Below are 19,562 nucleotides of genomic sequence, written 5' to 3'. Positions count from 1 at the left end.
ATAAATAGAGGATCTCCATGGCTACTTATAGTACCAATGAATTCCGCTCAGGTCTTAAAATCATGTTAGATGGTGAGCCGTGTGCAATTCTTGAAAGTGAATTCGTTAAACCGGGTAAAGGTCAAGCATTCGCACGCGTTCGTCTGCGTAAACTGCTTTCTAACAAGTTGTTGGAAAAAACCTTTAAATCTACTGACTCTTGCGAAGGCGCAGATGTCATGGATATGAACTTAACTTACCTGTACAACGACGGTGAGTTCTGGCACTTCATGAACAACGAAACTTTCGAACAGCTGGCAGCAGATGCTAAAGCTATCGGTGATAACGACAAATGGCTGATTGACCAAGCTGAGTGTATTTTAACTCTGTGGGATGGTCGTCCAATCGCAGTTACTCCACCGAACTTCGTTGAGTTAGAAGTTGTTGAAACAGATCCAGGTCTGAAAGGCGATACAGCAGGTACTGGTGGTAAACCAGCAACGTTAAGCACTGGTGCAGTGGTTAAAGTTCCTCTGTTCGTTCAGATTGGCGAAGTGATCAAAGTTGACACTCGTTCAGGCGAATACGTTTCACGCGTGAAATAATCGCCGATAGATCAAGCCAGCCATTATAGTGAGTGGCGAAGTGAGATCAAGAAGAGCCGAATGCAGTTTCGTACTGTATTCGGCTTTTTTATTGATGGTGCTCAGCCAGAGTAATGATTAACAACATTTAAACCCGCCTTTACCTTTACCGCCGTAGCGAGCATCCTGCCGCTCTTTGAAAAACTCCTCATAAGTCATCGGCGTTTGGTCAGGATGGGTACGTTGCATGTGGGCGACGTAGTTGTCGTAGTCGGGGACGCCGACCATCATTTTGGCGGCTTGGCCTAAGTAACGGGCCGCTTTCCCTAAGTTTCCAAACATAAATCCTCGTCATATTTTGTTTTGTAGCGTTGTTAGCTTCACTTGGCTACCCTAGTCACATACTTGTGTATGCTCCTAGGGATATCCTCGTTTGCTGCCTAGCTACAATACAAACTATTTAGAGGATTGCATCGTAGCTAGCGATTTTGGAGAAAGAGAGTGAGTTTTGAAAAACATTTAAGTCGAAAACCTAAAATACAAAACTGAAGTAAAAAGGTTAATAGGTTCTTAATTCTCAGCTCTCAATCTCCGGTGTATTAGTGATGGCGGGTGTTTGCCACAATCTCTTCGTAGTTGGCTGGCATTGGTTCGTAAGGAACTTCGTTGGCGGTTGGTTCCTTGGATTTCAATGCTTTCAACGCGGTACGGATAGAGAATAGGGCGAGAACCACAACTACAATCATAAAGAAAATTGTTAAGCCAGCATCTAAACGGTTATTGAAAACCAACTGAGTTAACTGTGATTCTGTATATTGCGGTGGCAAGTTGCCGCTATCTAACATCGCTTGGAACTTATTCGCGACGGCTAAGAAACCAACGCGGGCATCTTCACTGAAGGTCTTTTCCCAGCCGGCGGTCATCGTACACACCAATAACCATGCTGTTGGTAATAGCGCGACCCATGCGTAGGCTTGGCGCTTCATCTTGAACAGAACGACCGCGCACAGCATCAACGCCATACCTGCCAGCATTTGGTTGGCGATACCAAACAGCGGCCATAAGGTGTTAATACCACCGAGTGGGTCAACAACGCCTTGATGTAAGAAATAACCCCAAGCCAGCACACACAATGCAGTGGCTATCAGGTTAGCGGGTAGAGAATCCGTCCTTTTCAATGATGGTGAAACCACACCCAGCAAATCTTGCAGCATAAAGCGTGCCGCACGGGTTCCGGCATCCACCGCAGTCAGGATAAACAGCGCTTCAAACAGTATGGCGAAGTGGTACCAGAATGCCACATTCATCAACCCGCCTAGCGCGCCATGAAGAATATATGCCATACCGACTGCCAGTGTTGGAGCCCCCCCGGCACGGGAAATAATGCTGGTTTCCCCAACCTCGTTGGCAATTTGCGTCAATTGCTCAGGTGTAATCTGGAAGCCCCAGCCGCTGACAACTTGTGCCGCAGAAGCCACAACATCAGTCGTTCCTGCGGGTGCTAACATGGCCATTGGGCTGTTCATCGCAAAATAAACGCCTGGGTCAATCACACAAGCTGCGACTAACGCCATGATAGCGACGAAAGATTCCATCAACATCCCACCATAACCGATAAAACAAGCTTGGTTTTCGTTGGCGAGCATTTTCGGTGTGGTACCAGAAGAGATTAAGGCGTGAAAACCGGAAACGGCGCCACAAGCGATAGTAATAAATAAGAATGGGAATAAATCCCCCGCCCACACAGGGCCAGTTCCATCAATATACTTAGTTAATGACGGCATTTGCAGGTTTGGATTTAAAATCAAAATACCGATCGCCAGACCGATAATTGTCCCGATTTTCAAGAAAGTAGAAAGATAGTCACGAGGGGCTAATAGCAGCCAAACAGGTAGAACGGCAGCTATAAAGCCATAGCCGACCAGCATCCACGTTAACTGCACGCCAGTGTAGTCAAAGTAAGGCGCCCATGTTTCACTCTCTGCGACCCAGCCACCTGAAATAATCGCAAAAACTAAGAAAATCAGCCCGATAACTGAAACTTCACCAATACGACCCGGACGAATATAGCGGGTATAAATCCCCATAAAAATAGCCAGTGGGATGGTGAAGGCAACGGTATAAGTTCCCCATGGGCTGTGTGTTAATGCTTTCACGACAATCATCGCGAGTACAGCAAGGATGATCACCATGATCATAAAGCAAGCAATCAGCGCAATGACCCCAGCAGTATTGCCCATTTCTTCTTTCACGAGTTCACCCAAAGAGCGACCATCGCGGCGAGTAGAAACGAATAGCACCATAAAATCTTGTACCGCCCCTGCCAGCACTACCCCTGCGAGCAGCCACAGCATACCCGGTAAATAACCCATTTGTGCTGCAAGTACAGGACCGACTAATGGACCTGCGCCAGCAATGGCGGCAAAGTGGTGACCAAATAACACTTTTTTGTCGGTTGGTACATAATCCAGACCATCGTTGTGACGAATGGCTGGTGTCATACGTGTAGAGTCTACTTGCAGGACTTTTTTCGCAATAAACAGTCCATAGTAACGATATGCGATCAAATAAATACAGACCGCGGCGACCACGATCCACAGGGCGTTGATCTGTTCACCTCGGTTTAATGCAATATAACCGAGTGAAAACGCGCCGAGCAGAGCGAGAACAATCCAAATCAATTGTTTACCCATAGCCTTTCCCCATCCATTTCGTTAACGAGCTTTATTAGTTATTTATGTAAGTAAAAACTCAAACAGATATAGCGAGAGTTGTGGGAAAGGAAAAGTAGCTAAATCGAGACACTTAATTGAAATTGTAGATAAATTCCAATATTGGAATTAGTATCACTAAAATCGAAGTTAATATTGGATTTTATCTTGTTTTGGTCTAGCGTTAATTCATTGGTTGGGTTTATATTCTAATAAATTTTTTAATTTAAGATTATAGTTCTGAATGGATGCGCTGAAATTCTTGCTTAGGATATTAAGATAGACAAAAAAATACCGGAAGAAAATTTCCGGTATTTGAAGATGTTGGCGATTACTTTCGGATCATCTGAATGATTTTTTTACCAAACAATGTCGTGATAAGCCCGAACATAATCAAAATTAATCCAGCGATTTGTATGCCGTTAATATGCTCCCCAAGGAATAACGCGCTGCTGCTTAACCCAAAAACGGGCACCAATAAAGAGAACGGTGCGACGCGCCAAGCCTCATAGCGTCCGAGCAGCACGCCCCACAACCCATAACCGACAAAAGTGGAAAGATAGGCAAGATACAAAATCACGCCGAGTACAGACCAATCAAACCCCGCTAAGCCTTGAATAATTGCCTCTTCACCTTCGAAGATCCACGAACTTAATATGAAAGGAATAATCGGAATTAGGGCGCTCCAACTGACCAAGGAAAGAGCGCTGCATTTTTCTTCGCCTTGATGCTGCATAATGATGCGATTGGTGATATTACCAAACGCCCAAGAGAGCCCCGCAACCAAAATAAAGATCAAGCCCAACAGAGGAATATCATCAATTCCGCCAGAGGTTGCGCCATTGGCTAAAATTCCCAGCCCCGCGATGGCGATAAACATGCCAAGAAAGTGGGTTGGCTGTAGGGATTCTTTAAGGATCACGGCACCGAGCAAGATAGTGAAGAAAGCTTGTGACTGTAAAATCACCGAGGCAATACCTGCTGGCATACCTACGCGTAAGGCGCAGAATAGAAATGCAAATTGCCCAAAGCTAATGGTTAGCCCGTAAATCAGCAACAATTTCAGCGGAATTTTGGGACGCTTGAATAGGAAAATAGCAGGGAAGGCCACAAACACAAAACGTAAGGCACCGAGGAGTAGTGGGGGTAAGGCGGTTACGCCAAGCTTGATGATCACAAAGTTGACGCCCCAAATAATTACGACACACAGGGCAAGTAATATATCTTTGATACGCATGGTGTTTTCTCGGTACAGAATTGGCGGAGGATCTCTACTTTACCTGTGCTTTGGGATTTGTGCGACGATATTGCATGTAAGGACTCAAATTCAGCATGAATAGGATAAATATGGGTGTTAATTTAGTGTTAATTATTATTTTAAGTGACTTGAGTCTCTGAAATTGAACGTTTATAATACGGTTTCATTTCGCGTGTTCAGGACGACCTGAAATCATCACGTTTAAGTAATGGGGACGACCCCGAGAAGTTGACGGAGTACATCCACCATGGCTTGGATCATCTTATTATTCGCAGGTTTATTAGAAATTGTTTGGGCGGTGGGTTTAAAATACACCCATGGATTTACGCGCCTAACTCCTAGTGTTATCACTATCACCGCCATTATCGCCAGCATGGGCTTACTTGCTTATGCGATGCGTGACTTGCCTGCCGGAACCGCTTATGCGATTTGGACAGGAATTGGTGCAGTTGGTACCGCGATTTTCGGGATTATTTTCCTTGGCGAATCCGCCAATATGTTTCGCTTATTGAGCCTTGGCTTGATCGTGATGGGGCTAATTGGATTAAAACTTTCTAGTTAAGCCACTGAGAATAAGAACGGGTGAACGAATGTTCACCCGTTTCATTTTAAATTACTTATCTAACATGACGAGTTAGCCACCAGAAAATAAGCGCAAAAGCACTCACACCGACCCCTAATAGACAAACACCATTCCAGCCCGCATGGGCATAAATCCACGTTGAACTGACCGCACCAAAACCACTCCCGACCGCATAAAACATCATATACAGCCCCACTAGACGGCTATGTGCTTCAGGCTCTGAGTAATAAATCATGCTTTGGTTTGTCACATGTAGCGATTGCCCGCCCACATCGAGCAAAATAATCCCAATGATCAACGCCCATAATGAGCTATCCATAAACGCAATGGGTAACCAAGATAGCGTTAATAATAGCAGTGCAATAAAACTGACTATTTGCCCGTATCCGTAATCCGCTAAACGCCCAGCTCTTGAGGCAATCAACGCACCCACTACACCGACAAGGCCAAGAGCACCAATCTGAGTGTGAGAAAAATAATGGGGCGCATCACTTAAGGGAATAACCAATGCACTCCAGAAAATATTAAATGCAGCAAACATCAGTAATGCTAAGAAGCCGCGAACCTGTAAGACTTTTTGGTGTTTAAATAACGTTGCCATTGAGCGCAGCAGTGTTGAGTAATTCATGGAATTCTTTGGCGGATCGATCTGAGGCAGATATCGCCAAAGCGGGTAGGCAATAGCGAGCATTAGTAGTGCAGAAGAGAGATAAACTCCTCGCCAACTAGTCAAATCGCTTATTGCACCAGAAAAGACTCTTGCAAGTAAAAGCCCAATAAATACACCACTTTGTGCAGTACCAATCACGTGTCCTTGCTCATGCGTTCCTGCTGAACTCGCAGCATAGGAAATCAATCCTTGTGTCATGGCGGTTCCAAGCATACCCACTGCCAGCATTCCTATGAGCAGCATTGCGGGTGTTTCTGCTATCGCAACGATGAGCAAAGACAGAACAAGCGCGCTGAGCTGCCATCCCATCAAGTGGCGACGTTTCATTTTATCGCCCAAAGGGACTAACAATAACAGAGCGAGAATACTGCCAACTTGAGTGGCGGTGATAACGCCACCAATAGCGGCATCACTAATATGAAAGTCACGAGAAAGCGAATCTAGCAAGGGTTGCGCATAGTAAACATTGGCGACACTTAATCCACTGGCAACCGCGAAGAGATAAACTAACCCTTTCGGTAATGAATTTTGAAGGCTATTTTGCTCAATAGCCGAATGGGGTAATGAAAGGGAGTTTTTCATTTTGCACACTCATCTAGTTTTAATTTAAGATTGGTTTTAATTTGAAACTAGTTGAATGCTAGGTTAGTGGGTTTTAAAATGCAACTAGATTTTTTGGGTGTTAATTCTTTGGTATTAAATAGAGGGGGAGTCATGTCGTCGAATACAGTAATGGAAGGATCCCCGTGCCCTGTGGCTAGAAGCGTAAATTTAATTGGGGATCGCTGGTCGTTGTTAATTGTGCGTGATGCTTTTGATGGATTACGACGTTTTGGTGATTTTCAACGAAGTTTAGGGGTGGCGCGTAATATTTTGTCAGACAGATTACGTAAATTACTTGATGCAAATATCCTTGAATTAAAGGATGCGTCAGATGGTACTGCTTATCAAGAATATGTGTTGACCGAGGCGGGGGAAAGTCTTTTTCCTATCGTGGTTGCATTAAGGCAATGGGGGGAAGTGAATCTATTTCGAGAGGGAGAACCACACTCTATTTTGATTGATAAACAGACTCAAAGCCCCATTCCGGCGATGTACCCGCTTTCACATGATGGAAAAACGTTATCGCCAAATGAGACTGAAGTGATCAAAATTAAGTCGTAAAGCGCCATTGAATCGAGGGAGCGAGTCAAGCGACTTTAATTTATTACGCTAAGAGACGTAAAAAACGCCCATACAGTAATTCACCCAAATTGCTTTGATTATATTCACGGGTTGTAGAGAGGTTATCTACCGCCGCATGCATTGCATGATAGATCATCGTAGCGATAAGCTCTGGTGGTGCAGCGTGCCAAGCTTGTTGCTGTTCACCAAGGGCTAAAATCTGCTTAATTTGCTCAACGGCGCGCTGTTCATGGCTGTTAGTGTGTCCGTGATATTCATCGTGAAAGAGCATGTCGTGTAGAGTCTGCTTTTCAACATAGTATTTAACGCTGTTTTCGCACCATGATTTTAATTGTGAAGACGCCGATGGATGCTGTGAAAGCGCATCTGCAATATGCCTTAAATACCAATCCATATAGCGGGTACGTAGGGCATCCATAATTTCGTTTTTTGATTGAAAATAATGATAGAAAGTCCCTTTTGCCACATCCGCCACAGCCACAATTTCACTCACTGTTGTGGCGAGAAATCCTTTGGAAAGAAAGAGGTTTTCCGCGGCATTCATCAGGTCGTTCAAACGTTCTTCTGCTGGCTTGGTTCTTGGCTTTTTCAAAGGCGTTAACATAAATAGGGCTCTTATCGCGTTATTTTCATAGAAGACTTAATAACATTTTACGTCCGAAATACCAGAATGTCCTTTCAATATGTGGTGAGGGCGATAAAACAGTAAAAAACAGGAAATCAAGGCAAGATAAAACAGTGCGCCAATCATCCAGACCCAGCCATCCCAAATACCGAGTGTTTGACCGAAAATAACGCTGAACATCAGCGGACCAATAACCCCCGTGGCATTGGTTAAGCTGACTAACATTCCTTGCAGCTTACCCTGATTTTCTTGGCTAACTTGGGAAGACATTAACCCCTGCAAAGCTGGAAGGGCGATGCTGCCACCGGCCAGTAAAATCAATGTCGGGTAAATCATCCATCCTTGGGTGATAAATGCCAGCACCATAAATGCGCAGCCATCCGCAATAAAACCCACAATGATGGTGATTTTTTCACTGAACTGTTTGGCGATAGTTCCTGCAATAAACGCTTGAAAAATGGCGTGCATCAAGCCCAACCCAGCAAGGGACATACCGACTTCAACACTATTCCACTGAAAGCGGCTTTCGGTAAACAATACCCACGTCGTTGCAGGGATCTGCCCAATCAACTGCGCAGTGAAGAAGACCGTAAGTAGCAGCAAAATCGGCTTAGCAACCTGTATAAATGAGAGGCTGTTTTGTGGAGCATCTACATGATTTTCTGGCTGTACTGTTTTTTGTGGCTCTTTAAACAGAACGAAAACCATGAGAAAAGTAAACGCGTTCAATATCGCCGCAATAATAAACGGCAAATGTGCGGAATAATCCCCCGCAAATCCGCCAATCACAGGGCCTGCAATTAAGCCAATACCAAACGCGCCGCCTAAGCGACCAAACCAAGTTGTACGCTCTTCAGGTTTTGTGGTATCGGCGATAACCGAAGCGGCCACTGCCCCTGTTGCTCCGGTGATCCCTGAAATTAAGCGCCCCAAATAGAGCATCCAAAGTGTGCTAGAAAGTGCGAGTAAGGTGTAATCCATTGCAGCACTGGCAAGAGAGAGCAGCAAAATTGGGCGGCGTCCCCATTTATCCGACCATTTTCCTAACAGTGGCGCAAAAAAGACCTGCATCACGGCATACAGCGCCAGCAATACACCGTAGTGGTTAGCGAGCTGTTCCAGCGTGACATATTCCCGTAAAAGTGTCGGTAATACAGGCATGATTAGCCCAATGCCCATAGCGTCGAGGGCAGTGATGACTAAAGCAATAACAGCGGTTTTGTTCATAATGCATTTTCTCTATCGATGATAGGGTTGGAATATATCTCTATCAGTGATAGAGTGTCAACAGAAATGATGAGGAGAACCTAATGGCTCGATTAGACAGAGACACCATTATTAGCGCCGCACTGGATTTGTTGAATGAAGTGGGCATGGAAGGGCTGACCACGCGCAAGCTCGCGCAAAAGCTGGGTGTTGAACAACCGACGTTATATTGGCATGTGAAAAATAAACGCGCGTTATTGGATGCGCTGGCGGTGGAAATGCTCGTTCGTCATCATGATCATGGATTACCGCGAGAAGGGGAGACATGGCAGCAGTTTCTACGCAATAACGCGCTGAGCTTTCGCCGAGCGTTATTAAGCCATCGAGATGGTGCCAAAGTACATCTAGGAACTCGCCCAACACAGAGCCAATACGTTACCATTGAAACGCAATTACAGTTTATGTTGGACAATGGTTTTTCATTAAAAACAGGGTTGTATGCTTTGAGTGCGGTAGGGCATTTTACGCTAGGGGCGGTGTTGGAACAGCAAGAGCATGTAGCCGCTCAGCGGGATGTCGAGCCTAGTACCGATGAAAATATGCCGCCATTATTGAAAGATGCATTAGACATTATGGATGGGGATGAGGGGGAATCGGCATTTTTATACGGTTTAACCGCGCTTATATCCGGGCTAGAAAGCCATAAGTAATGCAAAAAAATACCCCATCATGCAGTGCATTGATGGGGTACTTGGTATCAACTTACTTAGTTAATCAACAATTACAGTGTGAATACACCGATGATTGCGATAACGCTAATGATTGCTGAGCTGCCGTAGAACACCCATTTTGTTGCTGGAACATGCACTTTAAAATCGTGCAGGGTGTGGTGAATACGGTGCATACCACACCATACTGGCAGAATAATCATCAGTAATAAGAAAATGCGTCCAATAAAGCTTTGGCTAAATGCCATGATGCGCTCATAGCTCAGCATTTCTGGTGCGACACCTAATGGGATTAAAATACCCAGTAAGAGAATGATTGCAGGGCCAATAACGGCACTCCACATACCACCTGCACCAAATAATCCCCAGAAAATCGGCTCATCGGAACGTTTAGGCGTTAGATTCATCAGATTCTCCTTCGATTAAAATAGTAATGCGATTGCTAAAATAGCCGCAGTCACGACTATAGTGAGTGCCCAGAAGCCTTTCACGATTGGCTCATCTGGCAGTTTCTTATCTTTAACAATGATAGCGACAGCTTTTGGCGCCAGTTTGAACCACGTTGTGGTATGCAGCAGCGTCGCAGCCAGTGTCACAATGTTAATGATCAGAATGATTGGGTTACTTAAGAACCCAACAAAGCCCGCCCATGATTCAGGTCCATTTTTCAGAGCGAATACTCCGTACAGGACTAGAATACTGAACCAAACCTGAAGCACGGAAGTACTTTCACGCATGATGTAAAAGCGGTAGAAACCCAGCTTTTGCCACCAGTCGCCTTTCATTTCCCTGACATAGGGTTTACGTTTAGTTGTCATGACTTCAATTCTCCTTATCGTGGCTTCAGCATGGCGATAACAAAGTCTTGCGCACTCGCAACTTTACCTTGTTGGATAGCCGCCGCCGGGTCGACATGCTTAGGACAGACTTCAGAGCAGTAACCTACAAACGTACAGCTCCATACACCGTTGTCACCATTTAATAATGGCATACGCTCTTTCGCGCCGTGGTCACGGTTATCGAGGTTGTAGCGCTCTGCTAAGGTGATTGCCGCAGGGCCTAAGAACTCAGGGTTCAGACCAAACTGTGGACACGCTGCATAGCACAGACCGCAGTTAATACAGCCAGAGAACTGATGATATTTCTCCATCTGAGCTGGAGTTTGCTTGTTCGGACCGTCAGAAGGTTTGCGATCATTACCAATAATGTAAGGTTTGATAGCTTCTAAACGCTCGATAAAGCTTGTCATATCAACAACAAGGTCACGCTCGATAGGGAAGTTACCCAGTGGCTCAATTTTAATTCCTTGCGGATAGTCACGCAGGAATGTTTTACAAGCCAGTTTAGGAACATTGTCCACCATCATGCCGCAAGAGCCACAGATAGCCATACGGCAAGACCAACGGTAAGACAGGTCTGGCGCGAGGTTATCTTTGATGTAGCCCAAAGCATCTAACAAAGAGGTTTGCTCGTCATAAGGGACATCATAAGTCACTAAATGGGGTTCATTGTCCGTTTCTGGGTTGAAACGCATGATCTCCATTTTTAAGTGTTTCATATCATCCATTAGCTTGCTCCTTATTCGCCTTATCTTGAGCTGCCCCTTCAGCACCATACACACGTTTCGCTGGTTGTGATTTAGTGATTTTCACATCAGAGTACTCAAGGCGTGGTGCACCTTCTGGGTTATAGAACGCCAGAGTATGTTTCAGGAAGTTGACGTCATCACGCTCAGTGCAACCTTCGTCAAGACGTTGGTGCGCACCGCGAGACTCTTTACGGTTAATCGCAGAGTGAGCCATACATTCCGCCACGTCTAAGCCGAAGCCTAATTCGATGGTGTACAGTAAGTCAGTGTTGAAGACGCTGCTATGGTCAGTGATTTCAACATGCTTGAAGCGCTCTTTCAGCTCTGCCAGTTTATCAACAGTTTTCTGCATTAATTCAGGTGTACGGTAGATACCGCAACCTTCTTCCATCGAAATACCCATTTCATCACGGATTTTCGACCAGCTTTCTTTACCTTTTTGGTTCAGAAGTTTTTGCAGGTCATTTTCGATGTCACGAGTACGTGCTTCGATAGCGCTTGCATTTGCAGGGGTAGCTTCAGCAGCATGACGCGCCGCTTCTTCACCCGCTAAGCGACCAAATACCACTAATTCTGCCAGTGAGTTAGAACCTAAACGGTTTGCGCCGTGTAAGCCAACAGATGAACATTCACCCACCGCGAACAGACCTTTAATACGAGTTTCGGTGCGTTGGTCAGTTTCAATACCACCCATGGTGTAGTGAGCTGTTGGACGAACAGGAATTGGTTCGTTTACAGGGTCAACACCCACGTAAGCTTTCGCTAGCTCACAGATAAATGGTAGACGTTCATGCAGTTTTTCAGCACCTAAGTGACGTAGATCCAGATACACAACATCACCACGGTGAGTACTGATAGTGCGACCTGCACGCCATTCGTGCCAGAATGCTTGTGAAACTTTGTCACGAGGACCCAGTTCCATATATTTGTTTTCTGGTTTGCCCAGTGGCGTTTCAGGACCCATACCGTAGTCTTGCAGATAGCGATAGCCATCTTTGTTGACTAAGATACCGCCTTCACCACGACAACCTTCAGTCATCAGGATACCGGAACCTGGCAGACCAGTAGGGTGATACTGAACGAATTCCATATCACGTAATGGCACACCATGACGCAGCGCCATACCCATACCGTCACCGGTTACGATACCGCCGTTGGTGTTATAGCGGTAAACACGACCCGCACCACCCGTAGCCATAACGATAGCATTGGCACGAATTTGAACTTTCGTACCTTCCATCATGTTCAGAGCAACCAGACCACGCGCCTGACCTTCGTCCACAATGATGTCGAGAACAAAGTGCTCGTCGAAACGTTGGATTTGAGGATATTTTAATGAAGTTTGGAACAGGGTATGCAGCATGTGGAAGCCAGTCTTATCGGCTGCGAACCAAGTACGTTCAATTTTCATCCCACCGAAACGGCGAACGTTAACTGAACCATCTGGTTTACGGCTCCAAGGGCATCCCCATTGTTCCAGCTGGGTCATTTCTGTTGGGCAGTGTTCGACGAAATAATCGACGACATCTTGCTCACACAGCCAGTCACCACCAGAAACGGTATCATTAAAATGATAGTCATAGGAATCATGGGCTTGAGTAACTGCTGCTGATCCCCCCTCTGCGGCCACGGTGTGGCTACGCATTGGGTAAACTTTTGAGACCAGAGCAATCTTGATATTGGGATTTGCTTCAGCAGCAGCAATTGCTGCACGTAAGCCTGCGCCCCCGGCCCCGATAATCGCTAAATCGGCATTGAAGGTTTGCACTGCGCTTCTCCATTGTTCAAGTGTAAAGTGTTAAATTAATAAATTCTTTTAAATACTTTTAGTGCTTAGCTATTTCAGTTTCGGTTTGCCTTTAGGCAAATCTGCAAAGAATCTTTTTTTAATCGTAAATATATAATAGCTAATAACGACTTATTATGTTGGGAATTATAACGAATAGTGGCGGGGATAAATTTGATATAGAAAGGTGTTTTGGGTGATATTACCCCTAAAGTGTGATCTGCGTCTTCTTTTTGTAAATTGTTTTTGGGTGTGAAGAAATTGTAGATAAACCGAAAATAATAAAAAGGAATTTCAAATAATTATCATTAAATTTAACGGAATTCCTAGCATTTAAAACCAACTAAAATCGTCAGGTTTTTCTTTCTAACAGTGGATAATCTGGTGTTCCTCGCGGAAATTCTAGAATCATATCGAAGATAAAATTGCGAAAGAGTTCACTGTTTAGAAAGTCGCTTAATTTTTAATGCTAAAAAACAGATTTAAATTGTATCAATAAGGTGAGTGGTGAAGTTTGGTTTTAACATTTGCATCACAAGCGATAAGAAAAAATCATGTTTTTGTTTTTTTTTAACCAAATGTTAAAAGTTCATAATAAAGCTTTTTTGCCTAATCGTATAAAGCAGGGGATAATCACGTCATCTTTTCTCACCTTGAATCATATCCCCTATCGATACTCAGATAGCGCATAATATCCACAATATTCCATTGTGTGTTAAGGGGGAGGTGAGTACACTGCACGACTAAGTTTATTTTGGAGTTATTTTAATGAGTGAAGTAGCGAATTGGCTGCCTACAGCCCCCATCGCTAACCTGTTACAGCGCGCAAAAATTGTTGCGGAAATCAGACGTTTTTTCGCTGATCGCTGTGTACTTGAGGTAGACACACCCGCAATGAGTCAGGCGACAGTGACTGACATTCATCTTGTTCCATTTGAAACTCGCTTTGTGGGACCCGGCGCGGCTCAGGGTATCAATTTATATTTGATGACTAGCCCTGAATACCATATGAAGCGCTTACTGGCAGCGGGAAGCGGGCCTATCTATCAAATGTGTCGTAGTTTCCGTAATGAAGAAGCAGGAAGGCACCATAACCCTGAATTTACGATGCTGGAATGGTACCGCCCACACTTTGATATGTATCGCTTAATCAATGAAGTGGATGATCTTCTGCAACAAGTGCTGGAATGCGAAAGTGCTGAGCTACTCTCTTATCAGCAAGCATTTTTACGCCACCTAGATATTGACCCGCTCTCTGCGGAAAAAAGCGAGTTACGCGAAGTGGCAGCCCGCTTAGATTTAAGCAATGTGGCGGACAATGAAGAAGACCGCGACACCTTGTTGCAACTACTGTTTACCATGGGCGTGGAGCCACACATTGGTAAAGAGAAGCCAGCGGTGGTTTACCACTTCCCTGCAACGCAAGCGTCATTAGCGGTGATTAGCACAGAAGATCACCGTGTAGCTGAGCGTTTTGAAGTCTATTTTAAGGGCATGGAGCTGGCAAATGGCTTCCATGAACTGACCGATGTGGGTGAACAGCGCCAACGTTTTGAGCAAGATAACCGCAAGCGTGCTGCAATGGGTTTACCCGTTCAACCGATTGATGAAAACTTGCTTGCAGCGCTTGAGCACGGTTTACCGGCATGTTCCGGTGTGGCTGTTGGTGTTGATCGCTTAATCATGCTGGCACTGAATGCCGAACGAATCAGTGATGTGATTGCATTCCCAGTGACGATTGCTTAAAACTCAGTTTCTATCTATGACATTAAAAAGCACCTTGAACGTTGATCATTGATTGACGAAGGTGCTTTTTCTTTCCAGCCCGTTCTACCAAAAACGGATTAAATCCTTTCGGATAATTCTTCTATAAGTCCCATTCCTGAAAATTATGGTTGATTTCAAGTTCATTTGCTGGTCTTCTGTTTGACTTAAGCTAAATAAAATGAATTTGAGTTGGTGACCTTTCTACCTTTGCTTCTATTACTGGTTGCCACGGAACAAGCAGAAAAGGAGCATGAATAGAATGGGCTTACAGGATCTCGCTTTAAAAATCGCTCCACGCCATAATCGCTATCAATTGGGCGTTCAAGGTTGTAGTGTTCCATTGGATGTTGAATCTTTCATTGGGCGAGAAGCCATTAGTGAAACCTATCGCTATCAGATAACATTCACCTCCCCAGCTCAAAACCTACCAGCTCAACAGTTTCTTCGTCGTACCGCCCATTTTACCTTTTCATCTCCCACTATTCCGCTGGCGGCATTAGATTCACTGAGTGAACCGCAAAAGCGAATTCATGGGGTCGTCACACATTTTAAACGGTTATCTGGTTCAGCAGATGAAGCCCAGTACCAAATTGTGATTGAGCCGTTTGTCTCATTGCTGCGCCATCAGATGCGTTCCTATCGCTTTTTCCTCAATAAATCTGTACCGGAAGTGATTGAGTTTATCTTGCGTGAACACAAAATTCAGGGCTGGGAGTTTGAGTTTCACCTGCAACGACAATATCCCAAGCGGGAGCAAATCAACCAAATCAATGAAAATGACTGGCAATTTATTGAGCGTTTGCTCAGTGAAGTGGGCATTTTCTATTCCTTTAGTCTCCAGACCGACACGAAGACGGAAATTATTCACTTTGGCGATAGCCAACGCGCTTATGTGTACGATTTACAGCTGCCACTCAATAGCCCTTCAGGCATGAATGACAATGGCGTTGAAAGCGTGTGGGGGTTATCGCTACGTCACCAAGTGGTGGAGCGCAGTGTCGTGACTAAAGATTATAATCACCGGCAAGCGATGCAAACGTTGCTATCCATTGAAACGGATATGACTCGCGGAGATGGAGACGATATAAACTATGGCGATGTTTACCACTACAAAGCCCGCCATCTTGAGCGTGGAGAGAAATACCAACCTGAAACGGAAACCGCCCATTTTTGGTCACGGCTAGACCATGAACGCTTTCTCGCCCGCCAAACGCTGCTACGAGGCAAAAGCAATTCACCGCGCTTAACGCCGTTGATGATTTTTAAAGTCATCGATAGCCAATTACCATCCACCTTACCCACTGATTTTCAATCCGAAATTTTAATCACTCGATTACGATTTTCAGGCAGTCGTAGCCGTGCATTAGTGATTCAATTTGATGCGGCGCCGTACACCGAAGCACTGTGCTGGCGACCTGTTCTAAAGCCTCGCCCTGTGATAGCAGGCACATTAATGGCGCGTATTACCAGCGCCAAATCCCACGATATTTACGCCCATCAAAATGAACACGGCTTTTACTGGGTGAAATTCGATGCCGACCGAGATGAAAAACCGACGGGATATGAAAGTATGCCTGTGCGGCTGGCCAAACCCTATGCGGGGGATACCTACGGAATACACTTCCCGTTAATCCAAGGAACAGAAGTGGCGATTGCCTTCCATGAAGGCGACCCAGATAGACCGTATATCGCCCATGCCTTGCATGACTCCCATCGCACAGACCATGTGACGGATAAAAACAATACTCGCAACGTCATTCGTACTCCGGCAAATAATAAGCTTCGTATGGAAGATAAGCGCGGGGAAGAGCATATCAAGCTCAGCACCGAATACGGCGGAAAATCCCAACTTAATTTAGGGCATTTGGTTAATCAAGGGCGTGAAAAACGCGGTGACGGTTTTGAACTGCGCACTGACAGTTGGGGCGCAATACGCGCAGGTAAAGGGCTGTTTATCAGCACCGATTTACGCACGAAAGCCTCTTCTGAACAACTGGATATGCGCGAAGCCAAGCAGCAATTGGATGATGCGCTGAACTTGGTGAGTTCTTTACGGGAGGCTGCCGAAGTGGCGAAAGCCGAACTGGCAGATTTAAATGCCCAACAAACCTTACTCAACCAATCGATTAATGAACTGCAACAAGCGGTAATGTTACTCAGTGCGCCCGCGGGTATCGCATTAACTTCCCCGAAAACGGTACAGGCGAGCAGTGGTGAAAATATCACCCTAACCGCTAATAAACAGGCAGATATTTCAGTGGGGAAAAAAATCACCTTAGCGGCAGGTCAAGCGATTAGTTTATTTGCCCAAAGTTTAGGTATCAAAGCCTTTGCGGCAAAAGGCAAGGTGGAAATTCAAGCCCAAAGCGATGAAATGCACTTAACCTCACTTAAGGACATGACCGTCACCAGTACCGGTGGTAAAACCGTGGTTGCAGCCAAAGATGAACTGCTATTGACCTGTGGTGGCGCCTATATTCGCTTAAAAGGCGGGCAAATTGAGTACGGCAGCCCCAGCAATCAAACGGTAAAAGCGACTAATTGGGTGGTTGAAGGCCCTGCCTCGATGGATGTCACTCATCCGCAATTTCCACAATCAATGCCAAAACAAACCTTGCGTTTTCAACTGAGTTCGTCACCGCAAAGCCCAATGAAGGCGCGTGCGTTTGAGCCGTATGAGCTGTATGCCAATGGGGCGCTTATCCTAAAAGGTATGAGTGATGCGCAAGGAAATATCCAAATTGACCATGATATTCCCACGGATAGCTATCAACTATACCTACTCAGTGGCGATCGATATGACATTACAATACCACCACCAGCTGAAGATGATGGCAGTAACGAGCCTACAGTCAATATTGGATTTAGACCAAGCGCACCTAGCCAAGAGCGTGAAAAAGCACGTATTGGCGATGCATGGGGTCAAAACCTTTCAGAGTTTTTAACTGCATTCAAAAAGGATAAGTAATATGTCTGGAGGTAATTGGAGCCAATTCCCGTTCGGGGTTCAACTCCCAACATCAGCAACGCCACCGATGATTGATATACCGGTATCTAGTTGCATGGTGGCACATGTGACGCCAAGCTGGATACCTGAACGAACGAAATACCCCATGAGTTTATTTACCTATGCACCATTAATTAATGGACAACAAACCTTTGCCGCCGTTGCGGAAGCCATTAGAAAAGCGAAAAAAAGTATTGATATTATTACATGGGGCTTTCAACCCTCTATGTATTTTGAACGTAGTTCGGATGCCCGAGAAGGTCAATATCCGATGATTGGCGAGTTGTTAGAGCAAAAGGCCAATGAAGGTGTGCAAGTGCGTGTACTTGTGTGGTTTGATCATGTGGGAAAACATTTTGAGAAAAGCTTTCCTGGTTGGGGGAAAAAAATCATATCTCCATCCCAACTCAATGATTTTCTTGTGTTTGGTGAAAAACTAGATTACCAAACCCAAAAACAATATCAGTTTGATATCGCTTGGAACCGTAAAGTTCACCTTGGACTTGTCAAAAACTTGTCAGTACGGACTCGTGATATTGCAATGAGTATACCTGATTCGAGATTAAAAGATGTCACTGAACGAACCAATCATCAGTTTTCTAGCCAAGAAGCTGAGTTAAGCGCTCGCTGGGCAGCACTGGCTGCGGGTTCTACGCACCACCAAAAAGCGGTTTTGATTGATTATGAAGAGCCTGACAATGCGATTGGTTTTGTGATGGGGCACAATATGCACTCGGAATATTGGGATCAAGATGCTCACGCTATCGATCGTTATGAGGAAAAATCTTGGTTGGGTCGCGATGGCGTAACGGCGTGGCAGGATACCTCAAACTGTGTGTATGGTGAGCTACTGTATGATTTAAATGATAACTTTGTGTCGGCGTGGAAAAAAACTGATGGGTTCTTCACCAGTAAAAGTTACGATGTAGAGCAACTTGCACAGAGAGAAAGTCGTTCACGATGTGACTATATCCCGACACCTGAGCATATCAAAAATCTCAACGCCCATTACACCTTTTTAGTGAATGAGCCTTTAGTTCCCACGGGTGGAAAAATTTGCCGTACCCAGCCACAACACGACGAATACGATATATTAAAAGCCTATGATCATGGCGTTAAACATGCTCGAAACTATATCTATTTTGAAAATCAATATTTTCGTTTGTCATCTATCGCAACCAATTTACGGGATATGGTTGAAGAACGAAACCGCCGTTTTTTAGAAGATGCAGAAATAAACAGTAAATTACAAGGCATTAAACCGCCTCCGTTTTATCTTTTTGTTGTCACTAATTCGACAGAAAAACCATTGGTAGGAAGTTCAAATGAAGTGGGTGGCTATCAAACTTATAAAATGCTAGAACAGCTTGGTCGTCGAGATTTAATGAAAGAGCATGTTTACGATCAGTCGTACAAACCTAAGTCGGGTTATTGGGGGGTCTATATCCGAAGTGAAGATATCAAAAGCCCTGATGACATCCAGCCTGAAAAAATTGAAGGACTAGAAACAATGATCTGTACCCTTGTTTCTCCTGATTCGGATAGATGGCAGCAAGTATATGTCCACAGTAAATTAACCTTAGTCGATGATACCTTTTTAATTCAAGGCTCTGCCAATATCAATTTACGCAGCATGGCATTCGACAGTGAAATCGCAGTGATATTGCAAGATAGCGATGATTTTCCAATTGTAAAACCGTTGAGAGAAAAGTTATGGGGATTGCATAAGAGGACTGGAAGTATCTCAAGTGATTTGACACTTGAATTTAAACAATGGACTCAAATTATAGATAAAAATAAATTAAACAAAAGCAGAAAGTTAATGCCAATTAGCTCCTTAATTCCCTTTGAGGATAAAACGATTAGTTTAAAAAATGCGGACTAA

The 19,562-nt window shown here is 44.7% G+C and carries 16 protein-coding genes and 1 pseudogene; 7 read left to right on the top strand and 10 right to left on the bottom strand.

The genetic code is table 11. The features are described from left to right. Nucleotides 1-17 precede the first annotated feature (17 nt). Nucleotides 18-584, top strand: coding sequence for an elongation factor P (efp, locus tag GKR74_RS10490; RefSeq protein ID WP_154603511.1), 567 nt, complete (start codon nt 18-20; stop codon nt 582-584). 117 nt (nt 585-701) lie between these two features. Here efp and GKR74_RS10485 read toward each other — a convergent pair whose 3' ends face one another. From GKR74_RS10485 to GKR74_RS10475, 3 genes are all read right to left on the bottom strand, one after another. Next, entirely contained in the window at nt 702-905 is a 204-nt protein-coding gene (locus GKR74_RS10485) for a YbdD/YjiX family protein (RefSeq protein WP_006658997.1), read from the bottom strand. 257 nt (nt 906-1,162) lie between these two features. Further along, nucleotides 1,163-3,256 carry a pyruvate/proton symporter CstA gene (gene cstA, locus GKR74_RS10480; protein ID WP_154603510.1) on the bottom strand — a complete coding sequence of 698 codons (2,094 nt, stop codon included), beginning with the start codon at nt 3,254-3,256 and terminating at the stop codon, nt 1,163-1,165. Between the two features lie 349 nt (nt 3,257-3,605). Continuing rightward, nucleotides 3,606-4,511: an EamA family transporter gene (locus tag GKR74_RS10475; RefSeq protein ID WP_154603509.1), complete on the bottom strand. Its 906-nt coding sequence runs from the start codon at nt 4,509-4,511 to the stop codon at nt 3,606-3,608. Between the two features lie 268 nt (nt 4,512-4,779). On the opposite strand from GKR74_RS10475, the gene sugE reads away from it, so the two are divergent. Continuing rightward, the gene (gene sugE / locus GKR74_RS10470) at nt 4,780-5,094 is read left to right on the top strand and encodes a quaternary ammonium compound efflux SMR transporter SugE (protein ID WP_154603508.1); all 315 of its coding nucleotides are present in this window, start codon (nt 4,780-4,782) and stop codon (nt 5,092-5,094) included. A gap of 55 nt (nt 5,095-5,149) precedes the next feature. Here the strand turns inward: sugE and GKR74_RS10465 are convergent, their stop codons facing one another. Next, nucleotides 5,150-6,367 (bottom strand): MFS transporter, encoded by a 1,218-nt coding sequence (locus GKR74_RS10465; protein WP_154603507.1) that lies wholly within the window; start codon nt 6,365-6,367, stop codon nt 5,150-5,152. Between the two features lie 132 nt (nt 6,368-6,499). On the opposite strand from GKR74_RS10465, the gene GKR74_RS10460 reads away from it, so the two are divergent. Continuing rightward, nucleotides 6,500-6,949: a winged helix-turn-helix transcriptional regulator gene (locus tag GKR74_RS10460; protein WP_154603506.1), complete on the top strand. Its 450-nt coding sequence runs from the start codon at nt 6,500-6,502 to the stop codon at nt 6,947-6,949. A 43-nt stretch (nt 6,950-6,992) separates the two neighbouring features. Here the strand turns inward: GKR74_RS10460 and GKR74_RS10455 are convergent, their stop codons facing one another. Together GKR74_RS10455 and tet are read right to left on the bottom strand one after the other, a co-directional pair. Continuing rightward, entirely contained in the window at nt 6,993-7,574 is a 582-nt protein-coding gene (locus tag GKR74_RS10455; RefSeq protein WP_154603505.1) for a TetR/AcrR family transcriptional regulator, read from the bottom strand. Nucleotides 7,575-7,610: 36 nt separating this feature from the next. Continuing rightward, nucleotides 7,611-8,822, bottom strand: coding sequence for a Tet(A)/Tet(B)/Tet(C) family tetracycline efflux MFS transporter (tet, locus tag GKR74_RS10450; protein WP_154603504.1), 1,212 nt, complete (start codon nt 8,820-8,822; stop codon nt 7,611-7,613). Between the two features lie 83 nt (nt 8,823-8,905). Here tet and tetR point away from each other — a divergent pair, with 83 nt between their 5' ends. Beyond that, nucleotides 8,906-9,511 (top strand): tetracycline resistance transcriptional repressor TetR, encoded by a 606-nt coding sequence (tetR, locus tag GKR74_RS10445; protein WP_154603503.1) that lies wholly within the window; start codon nt 8,906-8,908, stop codon nt 9,509-9,511. Nucleotides 9,512-9,582: 71 nt separating this feature from the next. Here the strand turns inward: tetR and frdD are convergent, their stop codons facing one another. From frdD to frdA, 4 genes and pseudogenes are all read right to left on the bottom strand, one after another. Continuing rightward, entirely contained in the window at nt 9,583-9,936 is a 354-nt protein-coding gene (gene frdD / locus GKR74_RS10440) for a fumarate reductase subunit FrdD (RefSeq protein ID WP_006659009.1), read from the bottom strand. Between the two features lie 15 nt (nt 9,937-9,951). After that, nucleotides 9,952-10,347, bottom strand: a complete 396-nt coding sequence (gene frdC, locus GKR74_RS10435) for a fumarate reductase subunit FrdC (protein ID WP_006659010.1) — start codon at nt 10,345-10,347, stop codon at nt 9,952-9,954. Nucleotides 10,348-10,361: 14 nt separating this feature from the next. Then, the gene (locus GKR74_RS10430) at nt 10,362-11,096 is read right to left on the bottom strand and encodes a succinate dehydrogenase/fumarate reductase iron-sulfur subunit (protein WP_006659011.1); all 735 of its coding nucleotides are present in this window, start codon (nt 11,094-11,096) and stop codon (nt 10,362-10,364) included. Continuing rightward, nucleotides 11,092-12,885 (bottom strand): annotated as a pseudogene (gene frdA / locus GKR74_RS10425) (fumarate reductase (quinol) flavoprotein subunit); the annotation flags it as partial. The gene GKR74_RS10430 and the pseudogene frdA, both read right to left, overlap by 5 nt. A 786-nt stretch (nt 12,886-13,671) precedes the next feature. Between frdA and epmA the strand changes: the two are divergent. From epmA to GKR74_RS10410, 3 genes are all read left to right on the top strand, one after another. After that, nucleotides 13,672-14,649 carry an elongation factor P--(R)-beta-lysine ligase gene (gene epmA / locus GKR74_RS10420; protein WP_036955971.1) on the top strand — a complete coding sequence of 326 codons (978 nt, stop codon included), beginning with the start codon at nt 13,672-13,674 and terminating at the stop codon, nt 14,647-14,649. A 280-nt stretch (nt 14,650-14,929) separates the two neighbouring features. Then, nucleotides 14,930-17,638 (top strand): DUF2345 domain-containing protein, encoded by a 2,709-nt coding sequence (locus tag GKR74_RS10415; protein WP_154603541.1) that lies wholly within the window; start codon nt 14,930-14,932, stop codon nt 17,636-17,638. A gap of 1 nt (nt 17,639) precedes the next feature. Next, nucleotides 17,640-19,562 carry a phospholipase D-like domain-containing protein gene (locus tag GKR74_RS10410; RefSeq protein ID WP_154603502.1) on the top strand — a complete coding sequence of 641 codons (1,923 nt, stop codon included), beginning with the start codon at nt 17,640-17,642 and terminating at the stop codon, nt 19,560-19,562.

The sequence above is a fragment of the Providencia sp. wls1914 genome, assembly GCF_009706645.1.
GTDB lineage: Bacteria > Pseudomonadota > Gammaproteobacteria > Enterobacterales > Enterobacteriaceae > Providencia > Providencia zhijiangensis.
This window is presented reverse-complemented; position numbering and strand designations above follow the sequence as displayed.

What these genes read in the sequence shown, in the direction of transcription:
- GKR74_RS10415 (WP_154603541.1), top strand. Translation starts at nt 14,930, where the DNA reads ATGGGCTTACAGGATCTCGCTTTAAAAATCGCTCCACGCCATAATCGC.
- GKR74_RS10485 (WP_006658997.1), bottom strand. Translation starts at nt 905, where the DNA reads ATGTTTGGAAACTTAGGGAAAGCGGCCCGTTACTTAGGCCAAGCCGCC.
- frdC (WP_006659010.1), bottom strand. Translation starts at nt 10,347, where the DNA reads ATGACAACTAAACGTAAACCCTATGTCAGGGAAATGAAAGGCGACTGG.
- GKR74_RS10460 (WP_154603506.1), top strand. Translation starts at nt 6,500, where the DNA reads ATGTCGTCGAATACAGTAATGGAAGGATCCCCGTGCCCTGTGGCTAGA.
- GKR74_RS10410 (WP_154603502.1), top strand. Translation starts at nt 17,640, where the DNA reads ATGTCTGGAGGTAATTGGAGCCAATTCCCGTTCGGGGTTCAACTCCCA.
- tetR (WP_154603503.1), top strand. Translation starts at nt 8,906, where the DNA reads ATGGCTCGATTAGACAGAGACACCATTATTAGCGCCGCACTGGATTTG.
- efp (WP_154603511.1), top strand. Translation starts at nt 18, where the DNA reads ATGGCTACTTATAGTACCAATGAATTCCGCTCAGGTCTTAAAATCATG.
- GKR74_RS10455 (WP_154603505.1), bottom strand. Translation starts at nt 7,574, where the DNA reads ATGTTAACGCCTTTGAAAAAGCCAAGAACCAAGCCAGCAGAAGAACGT.
- cstA (WP_154603510.1), bottom strand. Translation starts at nt 3,256, where the DNA reads ATGGGTAAACAATTGATTTGGATTGTTCTCGCTCTGCTCGGCGCGTTT.
- GKR74_RS10430 (WP_006659011.1), bottom strand. Translation starts at nt 11,096, where the DNA reads ATGGATGATATGAAACACTTAAAAATGGAGATCATGCGTTTCAACCCA.
- GKR74_RS10465 (WP_154603507.1), bottom strand. Translation starts at nt 6,367, where the DNA reads ATGAAAAACTCCCTTTCATTACCCCATTCGGCTATTGAGCAAAATAGC.
- GKR74_RS10475 (WP_154603509.1), bottom strand. Translation starts at nt 4,511, where the DNA reads ATGCGTATCAAAGATATATTACTTGCCCTGTGTGTCGTAATTATTTGG.
- tet (WP_154603504.1), bottom strand. Translation starts at nt 8,822, where the DNA reads ATGAACAAAACCGCTGTTATTGCTTTAGTCATCACTGCCCTCGACGCT.
- frdD (WP_006659009.1), bottom strand. Translation starts at nt 9,936, where the DNA reads ATGAATCTAACGCCTAAACGTTCCGATGAGCCGATTTTCTGGGGATTA.
- sugE (WP_154603508.1), top strand. Translation starts at nt 4,780, where the DNA reads ATGGCTTGGATCATCTTATTATTCGCAGGTTTATTAGAAATTGTTTGG.
- epmA (WP_036955971.1), top strand. Translation starts at nt 13,672, where the DNA reads ATGAGTGAAGTAGCGAATTGGCTGCCTACAGCCCCCATCGCTAACCTG.